This is a genomic window from Brevibacterium sp. LAARM2_SD2, from assembly GCF_057364785.1.
The window spans coordinates 111,506-130,026 of sequence record NZ_JBNFOM010000001.1 but is presented as its reverse complement, the minus strand read 5'-3'; the positions used below and the strand labels follow the sequence as shown (position 1 = coordinate 130,026).

The window sequence follows — 18,521 nt, the reverse complement described above, 5'->3', positions numbered from 1 at the left end:
TGTTCAGCTCACCCGCGCCTCGATGCCCGCGATGAGGAGATCGAGCCCGCGATCGTAGACGAGTCGGTTGCGCTCCGTGCCGGTCGGATGGCGGGCGGCGAGTGCGGCGAGCGGGGAATCCGGGTCTCCGGGCGCGAAGATCTGATTCGGGGACAGGGCGTCGAGGGCGACCCCGAACGCGAACGCATCGAGGACTTCGAGCGTGGTGAGCAGCTCGTCCTCGGGCAGGCCGGCGCGGCGGAGGATCTCAAGGAGCGCCTCATAGAGTCGCAGGGTCTCGGGTTCGTCGATCGTCACGCCGAGGAGATGGATCATCACGCGCGGATGGTCGGCGTAGAGGCGCCAGAGGGATCCGACGCCGGCTCGCAGCGAGTCCTGCCACCCCGCATCGGCGAGGGTGACGAGGTCGTAGTCGCCGTTGAGGACCTCGCGCATCGCATGGACGATCCCGTCGCGTCCGTCGACGTGGTGGTAGAGCGAGGAGAGGGAGACGCCGAGGCGCTTCGCGAGCGGCTGGATCCTCAGCTCCTCACCGGCATCGAGCATCTCGATGGCGGCGAGCGCGATCTTCTCCCGGCTCAGCAGCGGGGACGTCGGTCGGGCCATGACGCACGCTCCTCCTTCTCGCGACTCTGCGACTTCTCACCTCGGGGACTTCTATGTCCTGCCGCGATGCGATTGACAAGCTCTCGAACCGGCAGGCACCATTCTAGGTAACCGAAAACTTTTCGTTTAGTCAATGAGTGCCGTTCCCCGCACTCCGACTCCGGCAAAGGGGCCACCACATGAGCACTGCACCCGCACCCGCTGACGATCCCCGCGTCCCGCTCGGACTGCGCAACGGCGCGGCGGTCTTCCTCGTCGCCCTCGCCGGACTCATGCTCGCCAACCTCGCCCCGCTCGTCATGGCTGTGCTCGAAGATGTGGGCTTCGACGTCATCGCCTCCGGCAACATCCTCACGTGGGCACTGCTCGCCTCGGCGCTCGTCGGCCTGGGCACCTCGCGCCCGGCGGCCGGACGCCACCGCCGCACGATCGCCGTGGTCGGACTCGTCATCGCCATCATCGGGTTCCTCGCCGCGGCGTTCATCGGCAGTCCCACGATCATCGTCGCCGGACTCATCGCCGGTGGCGCCGGAGTGGGCGCGGCGATCTCGACCTCGGGGGCTGCGATCGCGGCGATCGAGAACCCCAACCGGGTGAGCGCGACGAGCGGCGTCGTCAATCGCCTCCTCGTCATGGTCGTCCTCGGGGTCATCCCCGCGATCGGCCTCGCCCAGATCACGGTGTTCGGGGCGCTCGCGCTGCTGTCGGCCCTCAGCCTCGCCGTGACGATCTGGCTGCCGGCCACCCCCGACTACTCCTCGGCGGTCATCGCCGCCGAGTCCCCCGCCGGCACCCGTGCGCCCCGCAAGGTCGTGCTCGCCGGCATCGGCATCCTCATCGTCTTCCCCCTCTGGGGCACGAGCGAGGACTCCGTGTGGACGCTCGCTCCGGTCCTCGGCGACTCCGTCGGGCTGAGCGAGCAGTCTCTCGGCTTCGCCCTCAGCGCCGCCGCCGGGTGCGGGGCCGCGGCGATGCTCATCGTCATGCTCCTCGGCACCCGGATCGGACGGGCGGTGCCGCTGGCCGTCGCGCTCATCCTCGGCGGGGTGGCGAAGATCTGGATCGGCATGACGACCGATCCGCAGACCCTGGCCGTGCTCATCGTCGTCGTCAACACGATCTACGCGTTCGCGTTCGTCCTCTTCATCGCCACCGCCGCCGGTCTCGACGCCCGCGGCTACTGGTCGGGTCCCCTCGTCGGGGCCTACATCGTCGGGTCGAGCTTCGCTCCCCTCCTGGGCGCATGGGTCATCGACACTGTCGGCATCCCCGCCTTCGGGCTCATCATGGGCATCGTCAGCTTCGTCGTCGTCATCCCCACGGTGCTCATCGCCCGCGTCTCGACGAGCGTCGAACGCACCCTGACCCACCTCGGCGAGGATTCACCGACACCGCCCGCGGATCCGTCGACCTCGGGCACCCCCACCGAGGCGACCGCCACCACGACCGACTCCTCTACCGCCGCTGACGCCTCCGACACCGCGACGGACTCCCTTGCCGGTTCCACTGGCGGACGGGACTCCGTCACCGACGACTCCCCTACCGACTCCACCGAAAGGACATCATGACCACCGTCCTCACCAACGCCACAGTCTTCACCGGCATCGCGGACGCCCCGCTCCACGAGGCCGTCGCCTTTGAGGCGGGACGGATCCTCGCCGTCGGTGACGCGGACACCGTCCGTGCGATCGCCGGTGAGGGCGCCGAGGTGGTCGACCTCGACGGTGCGCTCGTGTCCCCGGGGTTCGTCGAGGCGCATACGCATCTGGCGATGCTCGGGCAGACCCTGGACAAGGTGCAGCTGCGCGACGCCGGGAGTCTGAGTGAGATCCAGGAGCGGCTGCGTGCGGCCCGCAGCGCGCAGCCGGAGGCGGCGTACCTCCTCGGCGCGAGTTGGATGTTCGACGCCGTTCCCGGTGGTCAGCCGACGGCGGCGATGATCGACGAGGTCATCGCCGACATTCCCGTCATCCTCGACTCGAACGACGTCCATTCCTCCTGGGTCAACACTGCGGCGCTCGAGGCGATGGGCATCACGGCGGAGACGCCGAATCCGCCCGGTGGGGAGATCGTCCGCGACGCCGACGGGCAGGCGACGGGGTTCATGCTCGAGACCGCGGCGATCGAGTACGTGTGGTCCTACCTCGATGAGATCACGACGGCCGCGGATCGTGATCGGTTCCTCGACACGGCGTTCGCGGCGTACCTGGCCAACGGGGTGACCGCGGCGACCGACATGGCGCTCGGCGAGCCTGAGCTCGCCGCCGTCGTCCGCCTGCTCGAGCGCGACGGCCGCCTGCCGTTCCCCGTCACTGCCCATTGGCTCCTCCGCCCCACTGGCGATCCCGAGCGGGATCTCGCCCAGGTCGCGCGAGCGGTCGAGGTGCGCGACCAGGTGGCGTCGCTGGACGGCTCCGAGTGGTTCCGCCTGGCCGGGGTGAAGTTCATCCTCGACGGCGTCATCGATGCGTGCACCGCGGCGATGCGGGCACCGTATGCGAACGGGACGAACGCCGAGGCGATCTGGTCGTTTCAGACCGCCGCACCGGTGGCCGTGGCCGCCGATGCCGCCGGCCTGCAGCTGGCGATGCACGCGATCGGCGACCATGCGAGCGAGATCGCGCTCGACCTCGTCGAGGAATGCGTGCGGGCGAACGGTCCGCGACTGCGCAGTCCGCGCATCGAGCATCTCGAGTCCGTCACGGATGACACGATCCGCCGCATGGCCGCGCTCGGCGTCGTCGCGTCGCTCCAGCCGGTCCATTGCGACCCGGCGATCATGGACAACTGGATGACGATGCTCGGCGACGACCGCGCGGAGTCGGGCTTCCCCTGGCAGAAGTTCCGCGACGCGGGGGTGCGGATCGCGCTCGGCACCGATGCGCCCACCGCTCCCCTCGAGGCGGCGCACAATCTCTTCATCGCGCTGACGACACGGTCGGCGCTCAGCCCGGGACCTGCCGCCTATCACCCTGAGCGGGCGTTCACCCCAGGTCAGGCCCTTGAGGGGCTGACCTTCGCGGGAGCGCTGGCGGGCGAGTTCGGTGACGGGATCGGGCGGATCGTGTCCGGTGGGCGCGCGAATCTCGTCGTCCTCGACGTCAACCCGTTCACCGGCGACCCGGACGACCTCCTCGGGGCGACGGTCCTGCGGACCTACGTCGACGGAGAACTCGTCGCCGGCAGCGCGGCGTCGACGCGCGAGTAGCTCTCGAAGGGCGCGCAGCCTCCGCAGCACGCCCGGCGTCGCAGGCACAGAGCACCCGGCGGCAACCCCGCACCCGGAGCTGCACACACACCGCGTGCATGGGTGGTGTGTGGAGCCGAGGGTTGTGCGTACGCAGCTCCGCGGAGGAACTCACGCCCCGAGGTGGGAGTCGCCTTCCACGTAGGAACAGCGGCTGCGGGTAGTGTTCGCGCCCAGAGACTGCGCGCCCGACGGCAACCCCGCACGCGGAGCTTCACACACACCGCGTGCACGGGTGGTGTGTGGAGCCGAGGGTTGTGCGTACGCAGCCGCGTGGAGGAAATCGCGCGCCGAGGTGGGTGTCGCCCTCCGCGTAGCAGCTGCGGCTGCGGGTAGTGTTCGCGGCAAGGGACGGCGCGCCCAGCGGTCTCGGATGCGGCGCACCTGAGCAGGACAGAAAGTTGACGCAGACACCGGGCACGCGGCCTGGAGACCTTCAAGTCGGCTGCACGCACCGACACCCTGCGGGGCGGCGCACCGCCCCGCGGCCGGCTACCAGCCGGTGGTGATCGAGTCGTCGGTGATGCCCTGGGCGCGGCGCTCCTCGAGGCGGGCGCGCTGCGGTTCGATGACGTAGCGCGGGTCCTTCGTCGAATCGATGCCGGCTTCGAGCATCCCGAAGCGGGTGTACGCCGAGGCTGCCGCCAGTGCCGTGCCGCTGACCACGGACAATGTCCGCAGCAGCGCGCGGGTCTTCCAGCTGCGTCCCGCCTTGTTCGCCGCGACGGTGGCAGCGCCGGAGGCGACCGCACGTCCGGCGACGCCCTTGGCCACGGCCTGCGCGGCACCCGATGCCGTGAGACCGGCGACGCCGGTGGCCGCCGTCTTCGCGACGCCCTTGACCCCGCGCAGCGCCTTGTCGCCGGTGCGGGAGCCGAGCTTCTTCGCGAAGATCCGCGCCCCCACCTCGACGACGGCCGCGCCGATCGCTCCGGCGATGAGGAGCTTCTCGGCACGGTGGAGCTTGTGGCCGGGTTCGCCCTCCTCCATCGGCTCGACCTCGACGGGGTGCATGCCCTTCTTCATCCGCGACATCGCATAGAGGTCGCCGGCCGAGCCCATGAGCGCGAGCAGACGCGCCGGTTCGGCTTCGCGCACGGGTGAGAGCGCCATCGCGGCACCGCCGGCGGCCAGCGACGCCGAGGACACGAAGACGAACGGCAGCCCGTTGCGGCCCGCGGCATTCCACGTCGGCACCGCCGTGTCGCCGAGGAGGACCGCCGTGTACGCGGCCAGCGGAGTCGCGAAGAGAGCGGACTCGAGGGCCGCGGGCAGCTCGAGTGCGTGGAGGACCTTGCGCAGCGGTCCCAGCGGCAGGATCTCCTTCGTCAGCCGGTCGACCTCGATGACCGAGGTGACGCCGGCACCGACGCCGAAGCCCGAGAGGATCCACGTGCCGAGGCTCATCGGGGAGGACACCTTGACCACGCGCATCATGTTGATGAAGCGCTCGGGGCGACCGAGGTCCTTGACGAGCGCCGCGCCGCCGAGGGCCGTCGCGCCGATCGCGGTGAGACGGGTGGCCGTGCGCATGCCGGGCCGGTCGCTCAGCTGAGCGCCGAGGCCGAGCAGCGTCGACCCGCCGGCGAGCCCGCCGAGGAAGAGGTAGAGCGAGATCTCATGACCCCATGGCGGCGGCTTGACGATCGGGCGACCGTAGTACGAGGTGAACTCGACGTCCTCGACCATCGGCATCTCGCGTCCGCCGTCGGCACCGCGGTTCTGCCAGCCCCCGCCGGAGCCACCGGAGCCCCGACCTCCGGAGCCACCGGAGCCGGACCCGGATCCCCCGCGACCGCCTCGGCGACGCTTCTTCCGCCCGCCTTCTGGCTCGGGGGGACGGTACGAATCGTAAACGGATGAGCTCATGAACGCTTGCTCCCGAGGAAGGACAGGCCGGCCGCGGCGATCATGCCGAGGGCGGCGATGCCGGCGGTGGCGAACATCGCGGGCAGGTCCTTCGTCGCGACCCGGGGATCCGGCGGCAGGCCGTAGACCTCGGGTTCGTCGAGGAGGAGGAAGACCGAGCCGGTGCCGCCGACCCCGTCGTTCGGGTTCGCCCCGTAGAGGCGCGCCTCGGTGAGTCCCTTCGCGTGGAGATCGGCGACCCGCTCATGGGCCTGGGCGACCATGTCCTCGCGGTCGCCGAACTTGATCGACGTCGTCGGGCACGTCTGCGCGCAGGCCGGGGTCTGGCCCTCGACGAGGCGGTCGTAGCAGAGCGTGCACTTGTTCGCCGTGTGCATGTTCGGGATGTCCGCGGTGTCGAGCGGGTACTCCTCTCCGCCGCGATCCGTGGGCGGTCGGATCGTGCCGTCGTCACGGCGTTCGATGACGCCGAACGGGCAGCCGGCCACGCACGTGCCGCAGCCGTTGCAGACATCGGCCTGGACGACGACGGTGTCGAACTCGGTGCGGAAGAGCGCACCGGTCGGGCACACGTCGAGGCAGCCGGCGTGCGTGCAGTGCTTGCACACGTCGGAGGACATCAGCCAGCGGAAGTCCGCGGTGTCCGGCGGGGTCGTGTCGACACCGTCGAAGTCGACGGGGTCGAGCGCGCCGGGGGCGAGGAGGTCGACGTCGAGCTGCGGTGACGACGGCAGTCCGCCGCCCACCGGCTGCGGACCCGCGGTCTCGTCGGTGCGCGGCCGGATCGAGGGCATGCCGAGGTTGACGAGCTTGCGCCCGGACTCCCTGGCCGCTTCGATCTGCTCCTTGCCCTGTTCGACGAACGCGACGTGGCGCCACGTGTTCGCGCCGAGCTCACCGGTGTTGTCATACGACATCCCGAGGATCTCGAAGTTCCCGTCCTGCGGGTTGTGGTTCCACTCCTTGCACGCGACCTCGCAGGCCTTGCAGCCGATGCAGATCGAGGTATCGGTGAAGAATCCCTTGCGATTCTGCGTCGTGTCATGCCAATGGCCGTCCGCGACGGTGCCGGAATCCAGCGTCGGTGCCGACATCAGTTCTCCTCCTCTTCCTCTTCTGCTCTCCTGCGCGCGTTCTTCTCGTACTCCCACGCGTTCGCGGGCTGTTCGGGATCGACCGGCTGGTACGGCTTGCCGTCGGCGTCGTAGCCGAAGTGCGGGTCGCCGTCGGTCGGGTCCCCGTCGACGGCGTAGTTCGCGTCGACCCGCTTGTCCGGCTGCTCGCCGCCGGACTCGCGATCGCCGGCATCCTCGGGCGCGCCGCTGTCGCCGGCTCCGCTGCCTGCGGAGTCCCCGGAATCCGTGGGTGCGCTGTAGCCCTTCGCCGAGGCGGTTCCGGAGTCCTGGGATTCGTCGGCTCCGTACGTGCGACCGGGGGTGACACCGACCGCGGAGTCGCCTCCGCGCTCGTTGTGCCCGCCCGTGTGCGCCGGGGAGCTCGCCTCGGCGGCGCGGTCGACGACCTCGGGCGGGACCGTGACGAGTTCGTTGCCCGACTCGGGGGTGAGACCGGCCTCGCGCTGGTACTTCTCGACGAAGTCGACGAGCTCGGGCCCGCGCGGCCGCCTGCCCGGCAGGGCGGTGCCGGCGACGTACTTGCCGTTCTGGATGAAGACGTTGGGGTCCATCGTCACGCCGAGGAGGTCGTTGGCCGAATCGCCGTCGACCCACGCGCCCTTGCCGCCGACGCCCCAGTGGTAGGGCAGGCCGATCTGGTGGACCCACTTGCCGCCGATCTTCAAAGGCGTCATCCGCTCGGTGATGAGGACGCGGGCCTCGATCGCCGCCCGGGGGGAGACGAGGGTCGCCCAGCCGTAGGGTTCGAGTCCGACCTCTTCGGCGAGCTCCGGTGAGACCTCGCAGAACATCTCGGGTTGGAGCTCCGAGAGGTAGGACAGCCAGCGGGACATGCCGCCGGCCGTGTGGTGCTCGGTGAGCCGGTAGGTCGTGAACACGTACGGGTAGACCTCGGAACCGGGGAACCCGGCACCCGGGGCCGACAGGTTGTCCTCCCGGCGCATGATCTTGCGCAGCGGATTGTTCTGCTGCGTGTAGAGCGGGTTGCCGATCGTCGATTCCTGCGGTTCGTAGTGCGTGGGCAGGGGTCCGTCGACCATGCCGCCGGGGGCGAAGAGCCAGCCCTTGCCGTCGGCCTGCATGATGAACGGGTCGTCGCCGTCGAGTTGGCTCGGACCGCCGAAGGGCACATCGGAGTGTGCTTCGGGGTTGAGCTCGACGGGGAAGTCGGGTTCGTCGGCGCCGACCCAGCGGGCCTTGTCCGTGTCCCACCACACGAGCTTCTTCCGCTCCGACCACGGCTTGCCCTCGGGGTCGGCCGAGGCGCGGTTGTAGAGGATCCGGCGGTTCGCCGGCCACGCCCATGCCCATTCGGAGGCGATCTCGTCCTGCTCGGTGCGCGGTTTGCGCCGGGCGGCCATGTTGACGCCGCCGGAGTAGATGCCGGTGTAGATCCAGCAGCCGCCGGCGGTCGTGCCGTCATCGCGCATCTGGGTGTAGACGTCGAGCGGCTGCCCGTCCTTCTCCCCGCCGACGTAGTAGCCGTTGACTTCGGCGAGGACCGCTTCGGGATCGACCTCGCCGTCCTCGTCGAGCGGGTAGTCCCACGTCAGGTCGAGGAGCGGGCGATCGCGCGGATCGTCGGAGTCGGCGAGCTTCGCGCGGATGCGCTTGCCGAGCTCGTAGAAGAACTCGAGTTCGCTCTGCGCCTCACCCGGCGGGTTGACCGCCTTGTGCCGCCACTGGACGAGGCGCTGCGTCTGGGTGAACGTGCCCGCCTTCTCCGTGTGGTTGGCCGCGGGCATGAAGAAGACCTCGGTGTCGATGTCCTCGGTGCGCAGCTCACCGGTCTCGATCTCCGGGCCGTCCTTCCACCAGGTGGCGGATTCGATGAGGCTGAAGTCGCGGACGACGAGCCATTTGAGGTGGCTCATCGCCATCCGCTGCATGCGCCCGTTCGCCGACCCCACGGCCGGGTTCTGGCCGAGGAGGAAGTACCCGTCGACGCCGTCGTTGAGCATCCGCACCTGCGTCTGGTAGGTGCCGTGGGCGCCGTTGATCCGCGGCAGGTAGTCGAACGCGAAGTCGTTCTCCCGCGTCGCCGCGTCACCCCACCAGGCCTTGAGCAGGTTCGTCGCGTAGCTGCGGCCGTTGGCCCAGTAGCCCTTGTGGGTCTCGGGCGTGCCGACGGCGGCGACGTAGTCGTCGAACGTGTCGTGGACGCCGGCGCTCGGCATCGGCAGGTACCCGGGCAGGAGGTTGAACAGCGTCGGGATGTCCGTCGATCCCTGGATCGTCGCGTGTCCGCGCAGCGCCATGATGCCGCCGCCGGGGCGACCCATGTTGCCGAGCAGGAGCTGGAGGATCGAGGCGGTGCGGATGAATTGCGCGCCGAGGCTGTGCTGCGTCCACCCGACCGCGTAGGCGAAGCACGTGGTCCGTTCGCGACCGGAGTTCGTCGTGATCGATTCGAGGAGGTATTCGAAGTCCGACTCCGAGATCCCGCACGATTCGGCGACCATCTCCGCGGTGTAGCGCGAGTAGTGGCGCTTGAGTATCTGGAAGACGCTGCGCGGGTCGGTGAGGTTGGGGTCGCGCAGGGCGACGCCGGCCTCATCGGTCTGGTACGACCACGTCGAGTTGTCATACGAGTTCGTCGCCGGATCGTAGCCGGAGAACAGTCCGTCGAGGTCCTCGGGGTCGAGGTAGTTGTCGCTGATGAGGTTCGTCGCGTTCGTGTACGACCGGACGTACTCCTCGAAGTAGAGGCCGTCGGTCAGCACCCGGTTGATGAGCGCGCCGAGGAGGACGATGTCCGAGCCCGCCCGGATCGGGACGTGCTTGTCGGCCACCGCCGTGGTCCGGGTGAACCGCGGATCGACGTGGATGATCCGGGCACCGCGGGCCTTGGCCTCAGTCACCCATTGGAAGCCCACCGGGTGGCATTCGGCCATGTTCGACCCCTGGATGACGATGCAGTCGGCATTCGCCATGTCCTGGACGGGTTGTGTGGCGCCGCCGCGCCCGAACGAGGTTCCCAGACTGGGAACCGTGGCGGAGTGTCATATGCGGGCCTGGTTCTCGATCTGTATCGCGCCGGCGGCGGTGAAGAGCTTCTTCGCGAAGTAGTTCTCCTCGTTGTCGATGGTCGCCCCGCCGAGGCTGGCGATGCCCATCGTGCGCCGCAGGGGGTGGCCTTGGTCGTCGAAGTCCTCCCAGTGGTTGCGGCGGGCTTCGAGGAACCGGTCGGCGACCATGTCGATCGCCGTGTTCAGGTCGAGCTTCTGCCAGTCCTTGGCCTTCGGGGCGCGGTAGAGGACCTCGGTCTGCCGGGAGGGGTTGTTGACGAGCTGTTCGCTCGCCGCGCCCTTCGGGCAGAGGCGCCCGCGTGAGATCGGCGAGTCGGGGTCTCCCTCGATGCCGACGACCTTGTCGTCCTTGACGAAGATCCGCTGTCCGCAGCCGACGGCGCAGTACGGGCAGACGGACTGGACGACCTTGTCGGACGTCGTCGTCCGCGGGACCATGTTGCGCGTGTGCTCTGACACCACGGACTCGCCGCGTCCGGTCGGATCGGACGAACGGAACTGCCGCAGCACCGGCCACTCGAGAAAGCTGAACCGTGCCATGGCGTCATCATACCCCCGCACTCTCTACGGCGTGTAGTGAAGAATGCCTAAACTTTCCTTGCCACGAGAATGCCGTCGTCGAGCTCGGTTTCCGTGCCATCAGGCCCGGTCACAGGCCGATTCCGCGTCTCGGCGAGAACACACTCCCATGGTCGACTTCCGCCGGCGGTCAGCAGTGTGAAGTCCTCCTCGGGAGTGCTGAAGTCGCCGTCGAGCCCGTGCTCGTGCCCTGCTTCCCCATGCTCTGAATCCTCGCGGGCTGCCCAGGGCGGAACCGTGGCGTGGGAGATGAGGATGAGCGTCTCGCCGGGACTGACCAGCTCGCCGAGGTGGCGCATGAGGTCCGCACGGGTGTCGGGCAGGCGGGTGTGGAGGAAGCACCCGGTGACGAGGTCGTAGGCGCCGCGGTGGTCGTCTGCGGCGGCCCAGTCGACGAGGTTGGCGACGGCGAAGTCCGCGTCCGCTCCTGCCGTCTCCGCGGCGACCCGGGAGCGGGTGATCGCGGTCGGGGAGAGGTCGATGCCGGCGGCCTGCCAGCCTCGACCGGCGAGCCAGATGGCGTCGGCGCCCTCACCGGAGCCGACGTCGAGACTGCGACCTGGGGTGAGGTCGAGGTCGGTGACGACGTCGACGAGGGCGACGTTGGGACGGCCCGACCAGACCGCCTCGGCGCCGGAGTAGCGGTTCTCCCACTCCTCGACGGAACCGGGCACCTGACCGGACTCGGATGCCTGCCCGGTCTCAGGTGCATGCCCGGACTCGGGTGCCGTGTCGGGGGCGGACACGGACGCGGCCCGGGCATCTGGCCCGGGCCGGTCGGTGCGGCTGTGGTGCTCGGTCACTGTCCCTGACCGGGCGCGCCCTCGGCGGTGGAGTCGGCACCGTCGCCGGCTTCGCGCTTGGCGATCTCGGCGCGGACCTCGTCCATGTCGAGGTCGTTGACGGCGGTGATGACCTGCTCGAGCTGCGGGGCGGCGAGCGCACCGGGCTGAGCGAAGACGACGATGCCGTCGCGGAACGCGACGAGGGTGGGAATCGAGGTGACGTTGAAGAGGCCGGCGAGCTGCTGCTGGTCCTCGGTGTCGATCTTGCCGAAGGCGATGTCGGGATACTGGGTCGAGGCCTGCTCGAAGACCGGGGCGAACTGGCGGCACGGGCCGCACCATTCTGCCCAGAAGTCCAGCAGGACGACGGAGTTGTCGGTGATGGTCTGCTCGAAGTTGTCCTGGGTGATCTCGATCGTAGACATTCGGGCAGTCTAACGACGATTCCTCCACTTTGCCTGCATGTTTCCCTGTCGTCCCGCGCAGCGGGACCCAGGGTCCTCCGCGGCGCAGCGCTGCCGCCTATCCGGCGGGGTCGACGGGTCTGAGGGCCGTGCCCGAGGCGATCTGCGTGGCGAGGACGGCGGTGAGCGCGCCGGCGAGCATGAGGGAGGCGAGGACGACGATCTGGAACTGGGCGGCCTCGAGCGGGGAGGCGCCGCCGAAGAGCGCGCCGACGAAGGCGCCGGGCAGGGTGACGAGGCCGGTGTTCTTCGTCTGGTCGAGGTTGGGCAGGAGGGCCTCGCGGACCGCGATCTGCCGCAGGCGCTTCGTCGCCCGGCGCGGATGCGCTCCCACGGCCAGCCACGCTTCGACCTCACCCCAGCCGCCGCGCAGTTCGCCGTCGTAGCGGCGCATCGCGAGCGTGGCCGCCGTCATCGCATTGCCGGAGACGATGCCGGCGATCGCGATGACCCGCTCGAACTGGAGATCGACGAGACCGAGGGCGAGGACGAGTCCGAGCGTGACGAGGGTGCCGACGACGACGCCGACGACGGCTCCGAGCGGCCCGCGCGGAACTTCGCGGGCCCGGCGCAGCGAGGTCAGCGAGGCGGTCGTGAGCATGAGGCCGATGAACGCCGCGACCGCCCACCACGCGGTGAGCGCACCGGAGAGGAGGAGGGCGACGAGGGCGAGCTGGACGACGGCGCGCACGATCGCGACGACGGGCAGCCAGCCGAGCCCCACCTCGGCGATGCGGAGGATCGTGACCGTGAGGACGACGAGAACGGCGATGCCGGCCAGGAAGGGGAGAACCTCGGGGAGCGTCACCGTCTCAGTGTAGGGCTGAGGCGAGACCCCACGGCCGAATTCGGGCAGGGATCATTGCATCCGATTCGACGCCGGACCGGGACGAATCTCTGATAGACTGGCACCATCGCTTCAACTCCCTCCCTCTTCATTTCGTTCGCGTCCTGTGTCGACGCGTCCCCCAGGTTTTCGTCGGTTCCGCAGCGCACTCGCCTGTGCTCCGACGGGAAGATCACACCTTTGGGCCACCGAGCGATCGGCCCCCGCCGTTCGCAGAGCGGCCGACTGTGTGTGACAAGCCGGATCCACGTCGGATCCGACCATCAAGACCGCTCCGGCGGTCGCAGCTGAATAAGGAAACAAGGAATATGACCACAGGTACCGTGAAATGGTTCAACGCGGAAAAGGGCTACGGATTCATCCAGCCTGACGACGGTTCGGCCGATGTGTTCACGCACTTCTCCGCCATCGAATCGACCGGTTACCGCGAGCTCACCGAGGGCCAGAACGTCGAATTCGAGTCCGAGATGGGACAGAAGGGCCTCCAGGCCACGAGCGTTCGCCCCCTCTGAGCTCAGAGCCCAGAGACTTCTCACCGCGACTGACGCCGCACTGGCGTCGACGGCGGTGAACTGATCGGCAGCGGCCGGTGACAGTGATGACCACTGTCACCGGCCGCTTCGCATTCATCCGGGTACGTGAGCCGCCGCGCTTCTCACAAAGTGGAAACATCCTATTGCCAGGCGGAAAAACTGTGATCTAAGATTCTTCGTACTTGCCTATGGCGAGTTCAAGGTCGAACTTGGGCTATCTACCGGGCGCTGCAGAAAGGACTGGTAGCCCCGTGTTGGATCGCCTCAACGCCTATTCGTCGACCGTGGAATCTCCCGACCGGTGGGCCGTTGCCACCGTCATCGCCGTCTCCGGGTCCGTCCCCCGCCCCATCGGCACGTCGATGGCCGTCCGCGACGACACCCTGACCATCGGATCGATCTCCGGCGGCTGCGTCGAATCGGCGATCGTCGACGCCGCCCTCACCGCGATCACCGGCCAGCGGTCGCTGGTCTGCGAGTTCGGCTTCAGCGACGAGTCCGGACTCTCCGTCGGCCTCATGTGCGGCGGCGACATCAGCGTCCTCATCGAACCGCTCACCTCCCTCGCCGAGGCGGTCACCAGTCTCATCGACTCCGACCGCGACGACGCCGGTGCCCTCATCCGCGAGATCCCCCTCGACGTCGCGATGCGCGGCGGCGAACTCGTCGCACCCGAGCCGCGGGCGGTCCGCGCGCCGCTGCCACCCGTGACGCTCGGCCCCGGCGCTCCCTCGCCCCAGGCCTTCGCCCGAGGCGGTCGGCACCGCCGCTGCCCCCGTCGCGGAGATCGTGCGCCGCGGCGGCTGCGGGATCGTCGCGGTCCGCGACGAGACCCGACCCGACTGCCCGACCGTGCGCCGGCTCTTCGTCGAATCCCGCCGCCCCCGCGCCCGCGTCCTCATCTACGGCGCCAACGACTTCTCGACCGCGATCGCCCAGGCCGCCTCCTTCCTCGGCCTCCACGTCACGGTCTGCGACGCCCGTCCCGTCTTCGCGACCCGGGCCCGCCACCCCGGCGCGCACGAGGTCGTCGTCGACCGTCCCGGCGAGCACTTCGCCCGCGAGTGCGCGGCCGGCCGCGTCGACTCGCGCACCGCGGTCATCGTGCTCACCCACGACCCGCGCTTCGACCTGCCGGTCCTCGACCGCGCCCTGCGGATGGATCTCGCCTACGTCGGGGCGATGGGGTCGCGGACGACCCACGAGAGGCGAGCGCAGGAACTCGTCCACGGGGGCCTGCCGCAGACCGCGTTCGACGCGCTCCACTCCCCGATCGGCCTCGACATCGGCGCCCGCACCCCGCAGGAGGTCGCCGTCGCCGTCCTCGCCGAACTCATCGCCGTGACGACGGGCCGGGCCACCTCGGCGGGCATCCCCGAACTGCGCCACACGAGCGGACCGATCCACGGGTCCCGCGGCAGCGACAGTGCTGCACCCAACTCCGACCACGGGGCACCCAGCGCCGGCCCACCAGCACCCGGCCCCGACCCCACGACACCCCCACGGGAGGAACCCGCGGCACCCCCGCATCCCCTGCACCGCCTCGGCACTGCGCTCACCCGAGGGGAGGCGATGATCTCATGGATATGAGCTGCGTCGACGAGGTGCTCACCTGCGCCGATCCCGAACGGTGGCAGCCCGGTGACAGCTGGCTGGCCGGGGGCACCGTGCTCTTCTCCTACGGCACCGACATCACCCAGGGCCCGCCGCGGCGCCTGCTCGACATCACCGAGTCCGGCTGGACGCCGACGCTGTGGCGCTGCGACGCCGCCGGTGAGCCCGTCGAGCTCGAGATCGCCGCGACCTGCCTGATCAAGGACATCTTCGAGTTCCGCACGAGCGGTCCGCGCGTGCCCGGCCACGGCGATCGGGCGCTGCCCGGCCTCGATCTCTTCGCCCCGGCGTGCGACTCCTTCGTCGCATCGTGGAAGATCTGGAACGCCTCGACGATCGGCGGCAACGTCGCCACGGGACTGCCCGCCGGCCCGATGATCTCCCTCCTCTCCGGCCTCGACGCCGTCGCCCTCCTGTGGGGTCCGCGCGGGTCGCTGCGGGCCCTGCCCGTGGCCGAACTCGTCGTCGGGGAGGCGCAGACGACGCTCGAGCCCGGGGAGCTCATCCGCAGCTTCCACATCCCGATCGCGGCGCTCACGCAGCCGTGCGCGTTCCGCCGCATCTCCCTGACCGAACGCGGACGCACCGCGGCACTGATCATCGGCCGCCGCCTCGGCGCGGGAGCCCTGCGCTTGGCGATCACCGGGTCGACCCGTCGCCCGCACATCATCGACCTCGGCCCGGACGCCGCGCATGCGGCGACGCATGAGGGACTGCAAGCGGCGATCGACGAGGCGGTCGCCGGGGTCTGGCACGACGACATCCACGGCACCCCGCAGTGGCGGGAGGCGATGACGCACCGCCTCGGCGCGGAGATCCTCACCGAACTGCTCGACCCTGCCGAACCGCACCCGCGCTTCGCCGCGCGCACGACCGGAGACATCACGATGACGAGGAGCACGCGATGACGACGACCGCACACACCCCACCCGCCACCGCGCCAAAGAGGCCGTCGGCCACCGTCGACGGACGCACCGTCGCCGTCTCACCCGAACCCGGCCAGTGCCTGCGCACATGGCTGCGGGAGCAGGGGTCGACCGGGGTGAAGAAGGGCTGCGACGGCGGCGACTGCGGAGCGTGCACCGTCATCGTCGACGACGAGGCGATCCACTCGTGCCTCTATCCCGCCCACCGGATCGCCGGGAAGTCGGTGACGACGATCCAGGGACTCGGCACCCCGGAGGACCTGCACCCGGTGCAGGAGAACTTCCTCGCCGCCGGCGGCTTCCAGTGCGGGTTCTGCACCGCGGGAATGATCTGCACCGTCGCCGCGATGACCGAGGCCGACAAGAAGGACCTGCCGCGCAGTCTCAAGGGCAACGTGTGCCGGTGCACCGGCTACCGGACGATCGAGGATGCCGTGGCCGGCCACCGCAACGTCGACCCCGGATTCCGCGGCATCGGGGCGAACACCGGGGCGCTCGCCGGCCCCGGCGTCGTCACCGGCACCGTCCGGTACACGATGGACATGCAGCCCGACGAGCTGCCCGCACCCCTGCTCCACGGCGCGCTCGTCCACGCGACCCGGGCGCACGCGCGGATCCTCGCCATCGACACGGCGCGGGCGCTCGCCGAACCGGGCGTCATCGCCGTCCTCACCCACGAGGATGCCCCGGCCAAACGGTTCTCGACCGCACAGCACGAGATCGTCGAGGACGACCCCAAGGACACCCGCGTCTTCGACGACGTCGTCCGGTACTACGGACAGCGCGTCGCCGTCGTCGTCGCCGAGACCCAACGGGCGGCCGAACGCGGGGTCCGCCTCGTCGACATCGAATACGAGGACCTGCCGGCGGTCTTCGACGTCGAACTCGCCGACGCCCCCGACGCCCCGGCGATCCACCCCGACGCCGGACCGGACGCGGGCATCGCCCGCCCCGGTGACAACGTCCTCGCCGAGGTCCACCACGAGATCGGCGACGTCGAGGCCGCACTCGCCGCCTCGGCGGTCACCCACGAGGCGACGTACCGCACCCAGCGCCTCTCGCACATGGCGCTCGAGACCCACGGGGCGATCGCGTGGACCGACGACGAAGGCCGATTCGTCGTCCGCAGCAGCACGCAGGTGCCGTTCCTCGTCCGCCGGGCGCTGAGCGAGATCTTCGACCTCGACCCGGATCGGGTGCGGGTCTACTGCGAGCGCGTGGGCGGCGGATTCGGCGGGAAGCAGGAGGTGCTCTGCGAGGACGTCGCCCTGCTCGCATCGATGGCCACCGGTCGGCCCGTGCGCCTCGAGCTCTCCCGCAAGGAGGTCTTCACCGCCACCACCGTCCGCCATCCCTTCCGGATGCGGATGCGCGCCGGCGCCGACGAGACCGGGACGCTGACAGCACTCGCCGTCGACGTCCGGTCGAACACCGGCGCCTACGGCAATCACGGTCCCGGCGTCCTCTTCCACGGGGTCGGGGAGTCGGTGGCCGTCTACAACGCACCGCACAAGAAGGTCGACGCGATGGTCCTCTACACGAACACGATGCCCTCGGGAGCGTTCCGCGGCTACGGGCTGAGCCAGATGATCTTCGCCGTCGAGTCGACGATCACCGCCTTGGCCGACAAGCTCGGCATCGACGAACTCGAGATGCGCCGGAAGAACATCATCGGACCCGCCGACCCCATGCTCAGCGCCGACGACGAACCCGAGGAGGACCTCCTCATCGGCAGCTACGGTCTCGACCAGTGCATCGACCTCGTCAGCTCCGCCCTCGACCGGGGCCGCACCCGCTGGGCCGAGCACGTCGCCGCCGGGCACGGGGAGGACCTCGGCGAGGAGTGGAACATCGGCGAAGGGCACGCGATCGCGATGATCGCCACCGCCCCACCGCGCGGCCACATCGCCCACGCTCACATCACCCTCGGTGAGGGCGGAACGTACGAGCTGCGGGTGGGCACCGCGGAGTTCGGCAACGGCACCTCGACCGTCCACGCGCAGCTCGCCTCGACCCTGCTCGGCACGACGACGGACCGGATCACGCTCCGGCAGTCCGACTCCGATGTCGTCGAACACGACACGGGGGCCTTCGGGTCGACGGGCACGACGATCGCCGGGAAGGCCAACGATCTCGCGACGAAGGACCTCATCGCGCGCCTGCAGGCACTGGCGGCGCCCCACCTCGGCGCCCGGCCCGAGGAGGTCGAGATCGCCGGTGACTTTGCGTGCGTGCGCGTCCCGGCCGACCTCAATGCCCGCTTCGCCCAGGTCGTCGGACCCGCCGGCGGCAGGCGCGCGGTCCACCTCGATGAGCTCCTGCGCGAGTCGCTTGCGACCACCGGGGAGGCCCCGACGGGGTCGGGCTACTGGGGCGGGGAGCCGCGGTCGGTGGCGTTCAACGTCCACGGGTTCCGGGTCGCGGTGAACATGAGCACCGGTGAGGTCCGGATCCTCCAGTCCGTCCACGCCGCCGACGCGGGCGTCGTGATGAACCCCCACCAGTGCCGCGGACAGGTCGAGGGCGGGGTCGCCCAGGCGATCGGGGCCGCCCTCTACGAGCGCATCATCGTCGACGAGGAGACCGGCAGGCCCGTCACCGACATCCTCCGCCAGTACAAGGCCCCGAACTTCGCCGACATCCCCCGCACCGAGGTCCACTTCGCCGACACCCATGACGCCGTCGGACCGCAGGGGGCGAAGTCGATGAGCGAGTCCCCGTTCAATCCGGTCGCTCCCGCACTCGCCAACGCGATCCGCCATGCCACCGGCGTCCACTTCACGACGACCCCTCTGACGAGGGATGCCATCTATGCGGGACTCGCCGAGGCGGGGGTGCTGCAGCGATGAGCGCGACCGTGCCGCACGCGCGCAGGCCCACGACGTC

At 69.9% G+C, this 18,521-nt stretch carries 12 protein-coding genes and 2 pseudogenes; 7 read left to right on the top strand and 7 right to left on the bottom strand.

Going from position 1 to position 18,521, the window contains the following annotated elements; genetic code table 11:
- Positions 1 to 3: 3 nt before the first annotated feature.
- A complete protein-coding gene (locus AC2W7K_RS00600; RefSeq protein ID WP_211978543.1) occupies positions 4 to 606 on the bottom strand; it encodes a TetR/AcrR family transcriptional regulator in 603 nt (200 codons plus the stop codon).
- A gap of 179 nt (positions 607 to 785) precedes the next feature.
- Here AC2W7K_RS00600 and AC2W7K_RS00595 point away from each other — a divergent pair, with 179 nt between their 5' ends.
- Entirely contained in the window at positions 786 to 2,174 is a 1,389-nt protein-coding gene (locus AC2W7K_RS00595; RefSeq protein ID WP_249120972.1) for an MFS transporter, read from the top strand.
- Positions 2,171 to 3,814 carry an amidohydrolase gene (locus AC2W7K_RS00590; protein ID WP_211978542.1) on the top strand — a complete coding sequence of 548 codons (1,644 nt, stop codon included), beginning with the start codon at positions 2,171 to 2,173 and terminating at the stop codon, positions 3,812 to 3,814. Before AC2W7K_RS00595 ends, AC2W7K_RS00590 begins: the two co-directional genes overlap by 4 nt.
- A gap of 531 nt (positions 3,815 to 4,345) precedes the next feature.
- On the opposite strand, the gene nrfD is transcribed toward AC2W7K_RS00590, so the two are convergent.
- From nrfD to AC2W7K_RS00560, 6 genes and pseudogenes are all read right to left on the bottom strand, one after another.
- Complete coding sequence (gene nrfD / locus AC2W7K_RS00585) at positions 4,346 to 5,722, bottom strand: NrfD/PsrC family molybdoenzyme membrane anchor subunit (RefSeq protein ID WP_211978541.1); 1,377 nt, start codon at positions 5,720 to 5,722, stop codon at positions 4,346 to 4,348.
- Complete coding sequence (locus tag AC2W7K_RS00580) at positions 5,719 to 6,816, bottom strand: 4Fe-4S dicluster domain-containing protein (RefSeq protein WP_198500044.1); 1,098 nt, start codon at positions 6,814 to 6,816, stop codon at positions 5,719 to 5,721. Before AC2W7K_RS00580 ends, nrfD begins: the two co-directional genes overlap by 4 nt.
- A 446-nt stretch (positions 6,817 to 7,262) precedes the next feature.
- A pseudogene (gene fdnG, locus AC2W7K_RS00575) lies at positions 7,263 to 10,427 on the bottom strand (formate dehydrogenase-N subunit alpha); the annotation flags it as partial.
- A gap of 47 nt (positions 10,428 to 10,474) precedes the next feature.
- Positions 10,475 to 11,269 (bottom strand): class I SAM-dependent methyltransferase, encoded by a 795-nt coding sequence (locus tag AC2W7K_RS00570; RefSeq protein WP_232623776.1) that lies wholly within the window; start codon positions 11,267 to 11,269, stop codon positions 10,475 to 10,477.
- Positions 11,266 to 11,676: a thioredoxin gene (gene trxA, locus AC2W7K_RS00565; RefSeq protein WP_198500046.1), complete on the bottom strand. Its 411-nt coding sequence runs from the start codon at positions 11,674 to 11,676 to the stop codon at positions 11,266 to 11,268. The genes AC2W7K_RS00570 and trxA overlap by 4 nt, the downstream gene beginning before the upstream one ends.
- 97 nt (positions 11,677 to 11,773) lie before the next feature.
- Positions 11,774 to 12,523, bottom strand: coding sequence for an ABC transporter permease (locus tag AC2W7K_RS00560; protein WP_198500047.1), 750 nt, complete (start codon positions 12,521 to 12,523; stop codon positions 11,774 to 11,776).
- A 347-nt stretch (positions 12,524 to 12,870) separates the two neighbouring features.
- On the opposite strand from AC2W7K_RS00560, the gene AC2W7K_RS00555 reads away from it, so the two are divergent.
- The 5 genes and pseudogenes from AC2W7K_RS00555 (at position 12,871) to AC2W7K_RS00535 (ending at position 18,484) form a co-directional block, all read left to right on the top strand.
- Positions 12,871 to 13,074, top strand: coding sequence for a cold-shock protein (locus tag AC2W7K_RS00555; protein WP_137825906.1), 204 nt, complete (start codon positions 12,871 to 12,873; stop codon positions 13,072 to 13,074).
- A gap of 209 nt (positions 13,075 to 13,283) precedes the next feature.
- Positions 13,284 to 13,517, top strand: a pseudogene (locus AC2W7K_RS00550) (XdhC family protein); the annotation flags it as partial.
- Positions 13,518 to 13,884: 367 nt separating this feature from the next.
- Entirely contained in the window at positions 13,885 to 14,685 is an 801-nt protein-coding gene (locus AC2W7K_RS00545) for an XdhC family protein (RefSeq protein ID WP_486005655.1), read from the top strand.
- Positions 14,676 to 15,617 (top strand): FAD binding domain-containing protein, encoded by a 942-nt coding sequence (locus tag AC2W7K_RS00540; RefSeq protein WP_211978539.1) that lies wholly within the window; start codon positions 14,676 to 14,678, stop codon positions 15,615 to 15,617. The genes AC2W7K_RS00545 and AC2W7K_RS00540 overlap by 10 nt, the downstream gene beginning before the upstream one ends.
- Positions 15,614 to 18,484 (top strand): molybdopterin-dependent oxidoreductase, encoded by a 2,871-nt coding sequence (locus tag AC2W7K_RS00535; RefSeq protein ID WP_486005654.1) that lies wholly within the window; start codon positions 15,614 to 15,616, stop codon positions 18,482 to 18,484. Before AC2W7K_RS00540 ends, AC2W7K_RS00535 begins: the two co-directional genes overlap by 4 nt.
- Positions 18,485 to 18,521 lie beyond the last annotated feature (37 nt).

Coding starts and splice junctions, on each gene's coding strand:
- AC2W7K_RS00555 (WP_137825906.1), top strand. CDS start 12,871: ATGACCACAGGTACCGTGAAATGGTTCAACGCGGAAAAGGGCTACGGA.
- AC2W7K_RS00595 (WP_249120972.1), top strand. CDS start 786: ATGAGCACTGCACCCGCACCCGCTGACGATCCCCGCGTCCCGCTCGGA.
- AC2W7K_RS00600 (WP_211978543.1), bottom strand. CDS start 606: ATGGCCCGACCGACGTCCCCGCTGCTGAGCCGGGAGAAGATCGCGCTC.
- trxA (WP_198500046.1), bottom strand. CDS start 11,676: ATGTCTACGATCGAGATCACCCAGGACAACTTCGAGCAGACCATCACC.
- AC2W7K_RS00540 (WP_211978539.1), top strand. CDS start 14,676: ATGGATATGAGCTGCGTCGACGAGGTGCTCACCTGCGCCGATCCCGAA.
- AC2W7K_RS00535 (WP_486005654.1), top strand. CDS start 15,614: ATGACGACGACCGCACACACCCCACCCGCCACCGCGCCAAAGAGGCCG.
- AC2W7K_RS00580 (WP_198500044.1), bottom strand. CDS start 6,816: ATGTCGGCACCGACGCTGGATTCCGGCACCGTCGCGGACGGCCATTGG.
- AC2W7K_RS00590 (WP_211978542.1), top strand. CDS start 2,171: ATGACCACCGTCCTCACCAACGCCACAGTCTTCACCGGCATCGCGGAC.
- nrfD (WP_211978541.1), bottom strand. CDS start 5,722: ATGAGCTCATCCGTTTACGATTCGTACCGTCCCCCCGAGCCAGAAGGC.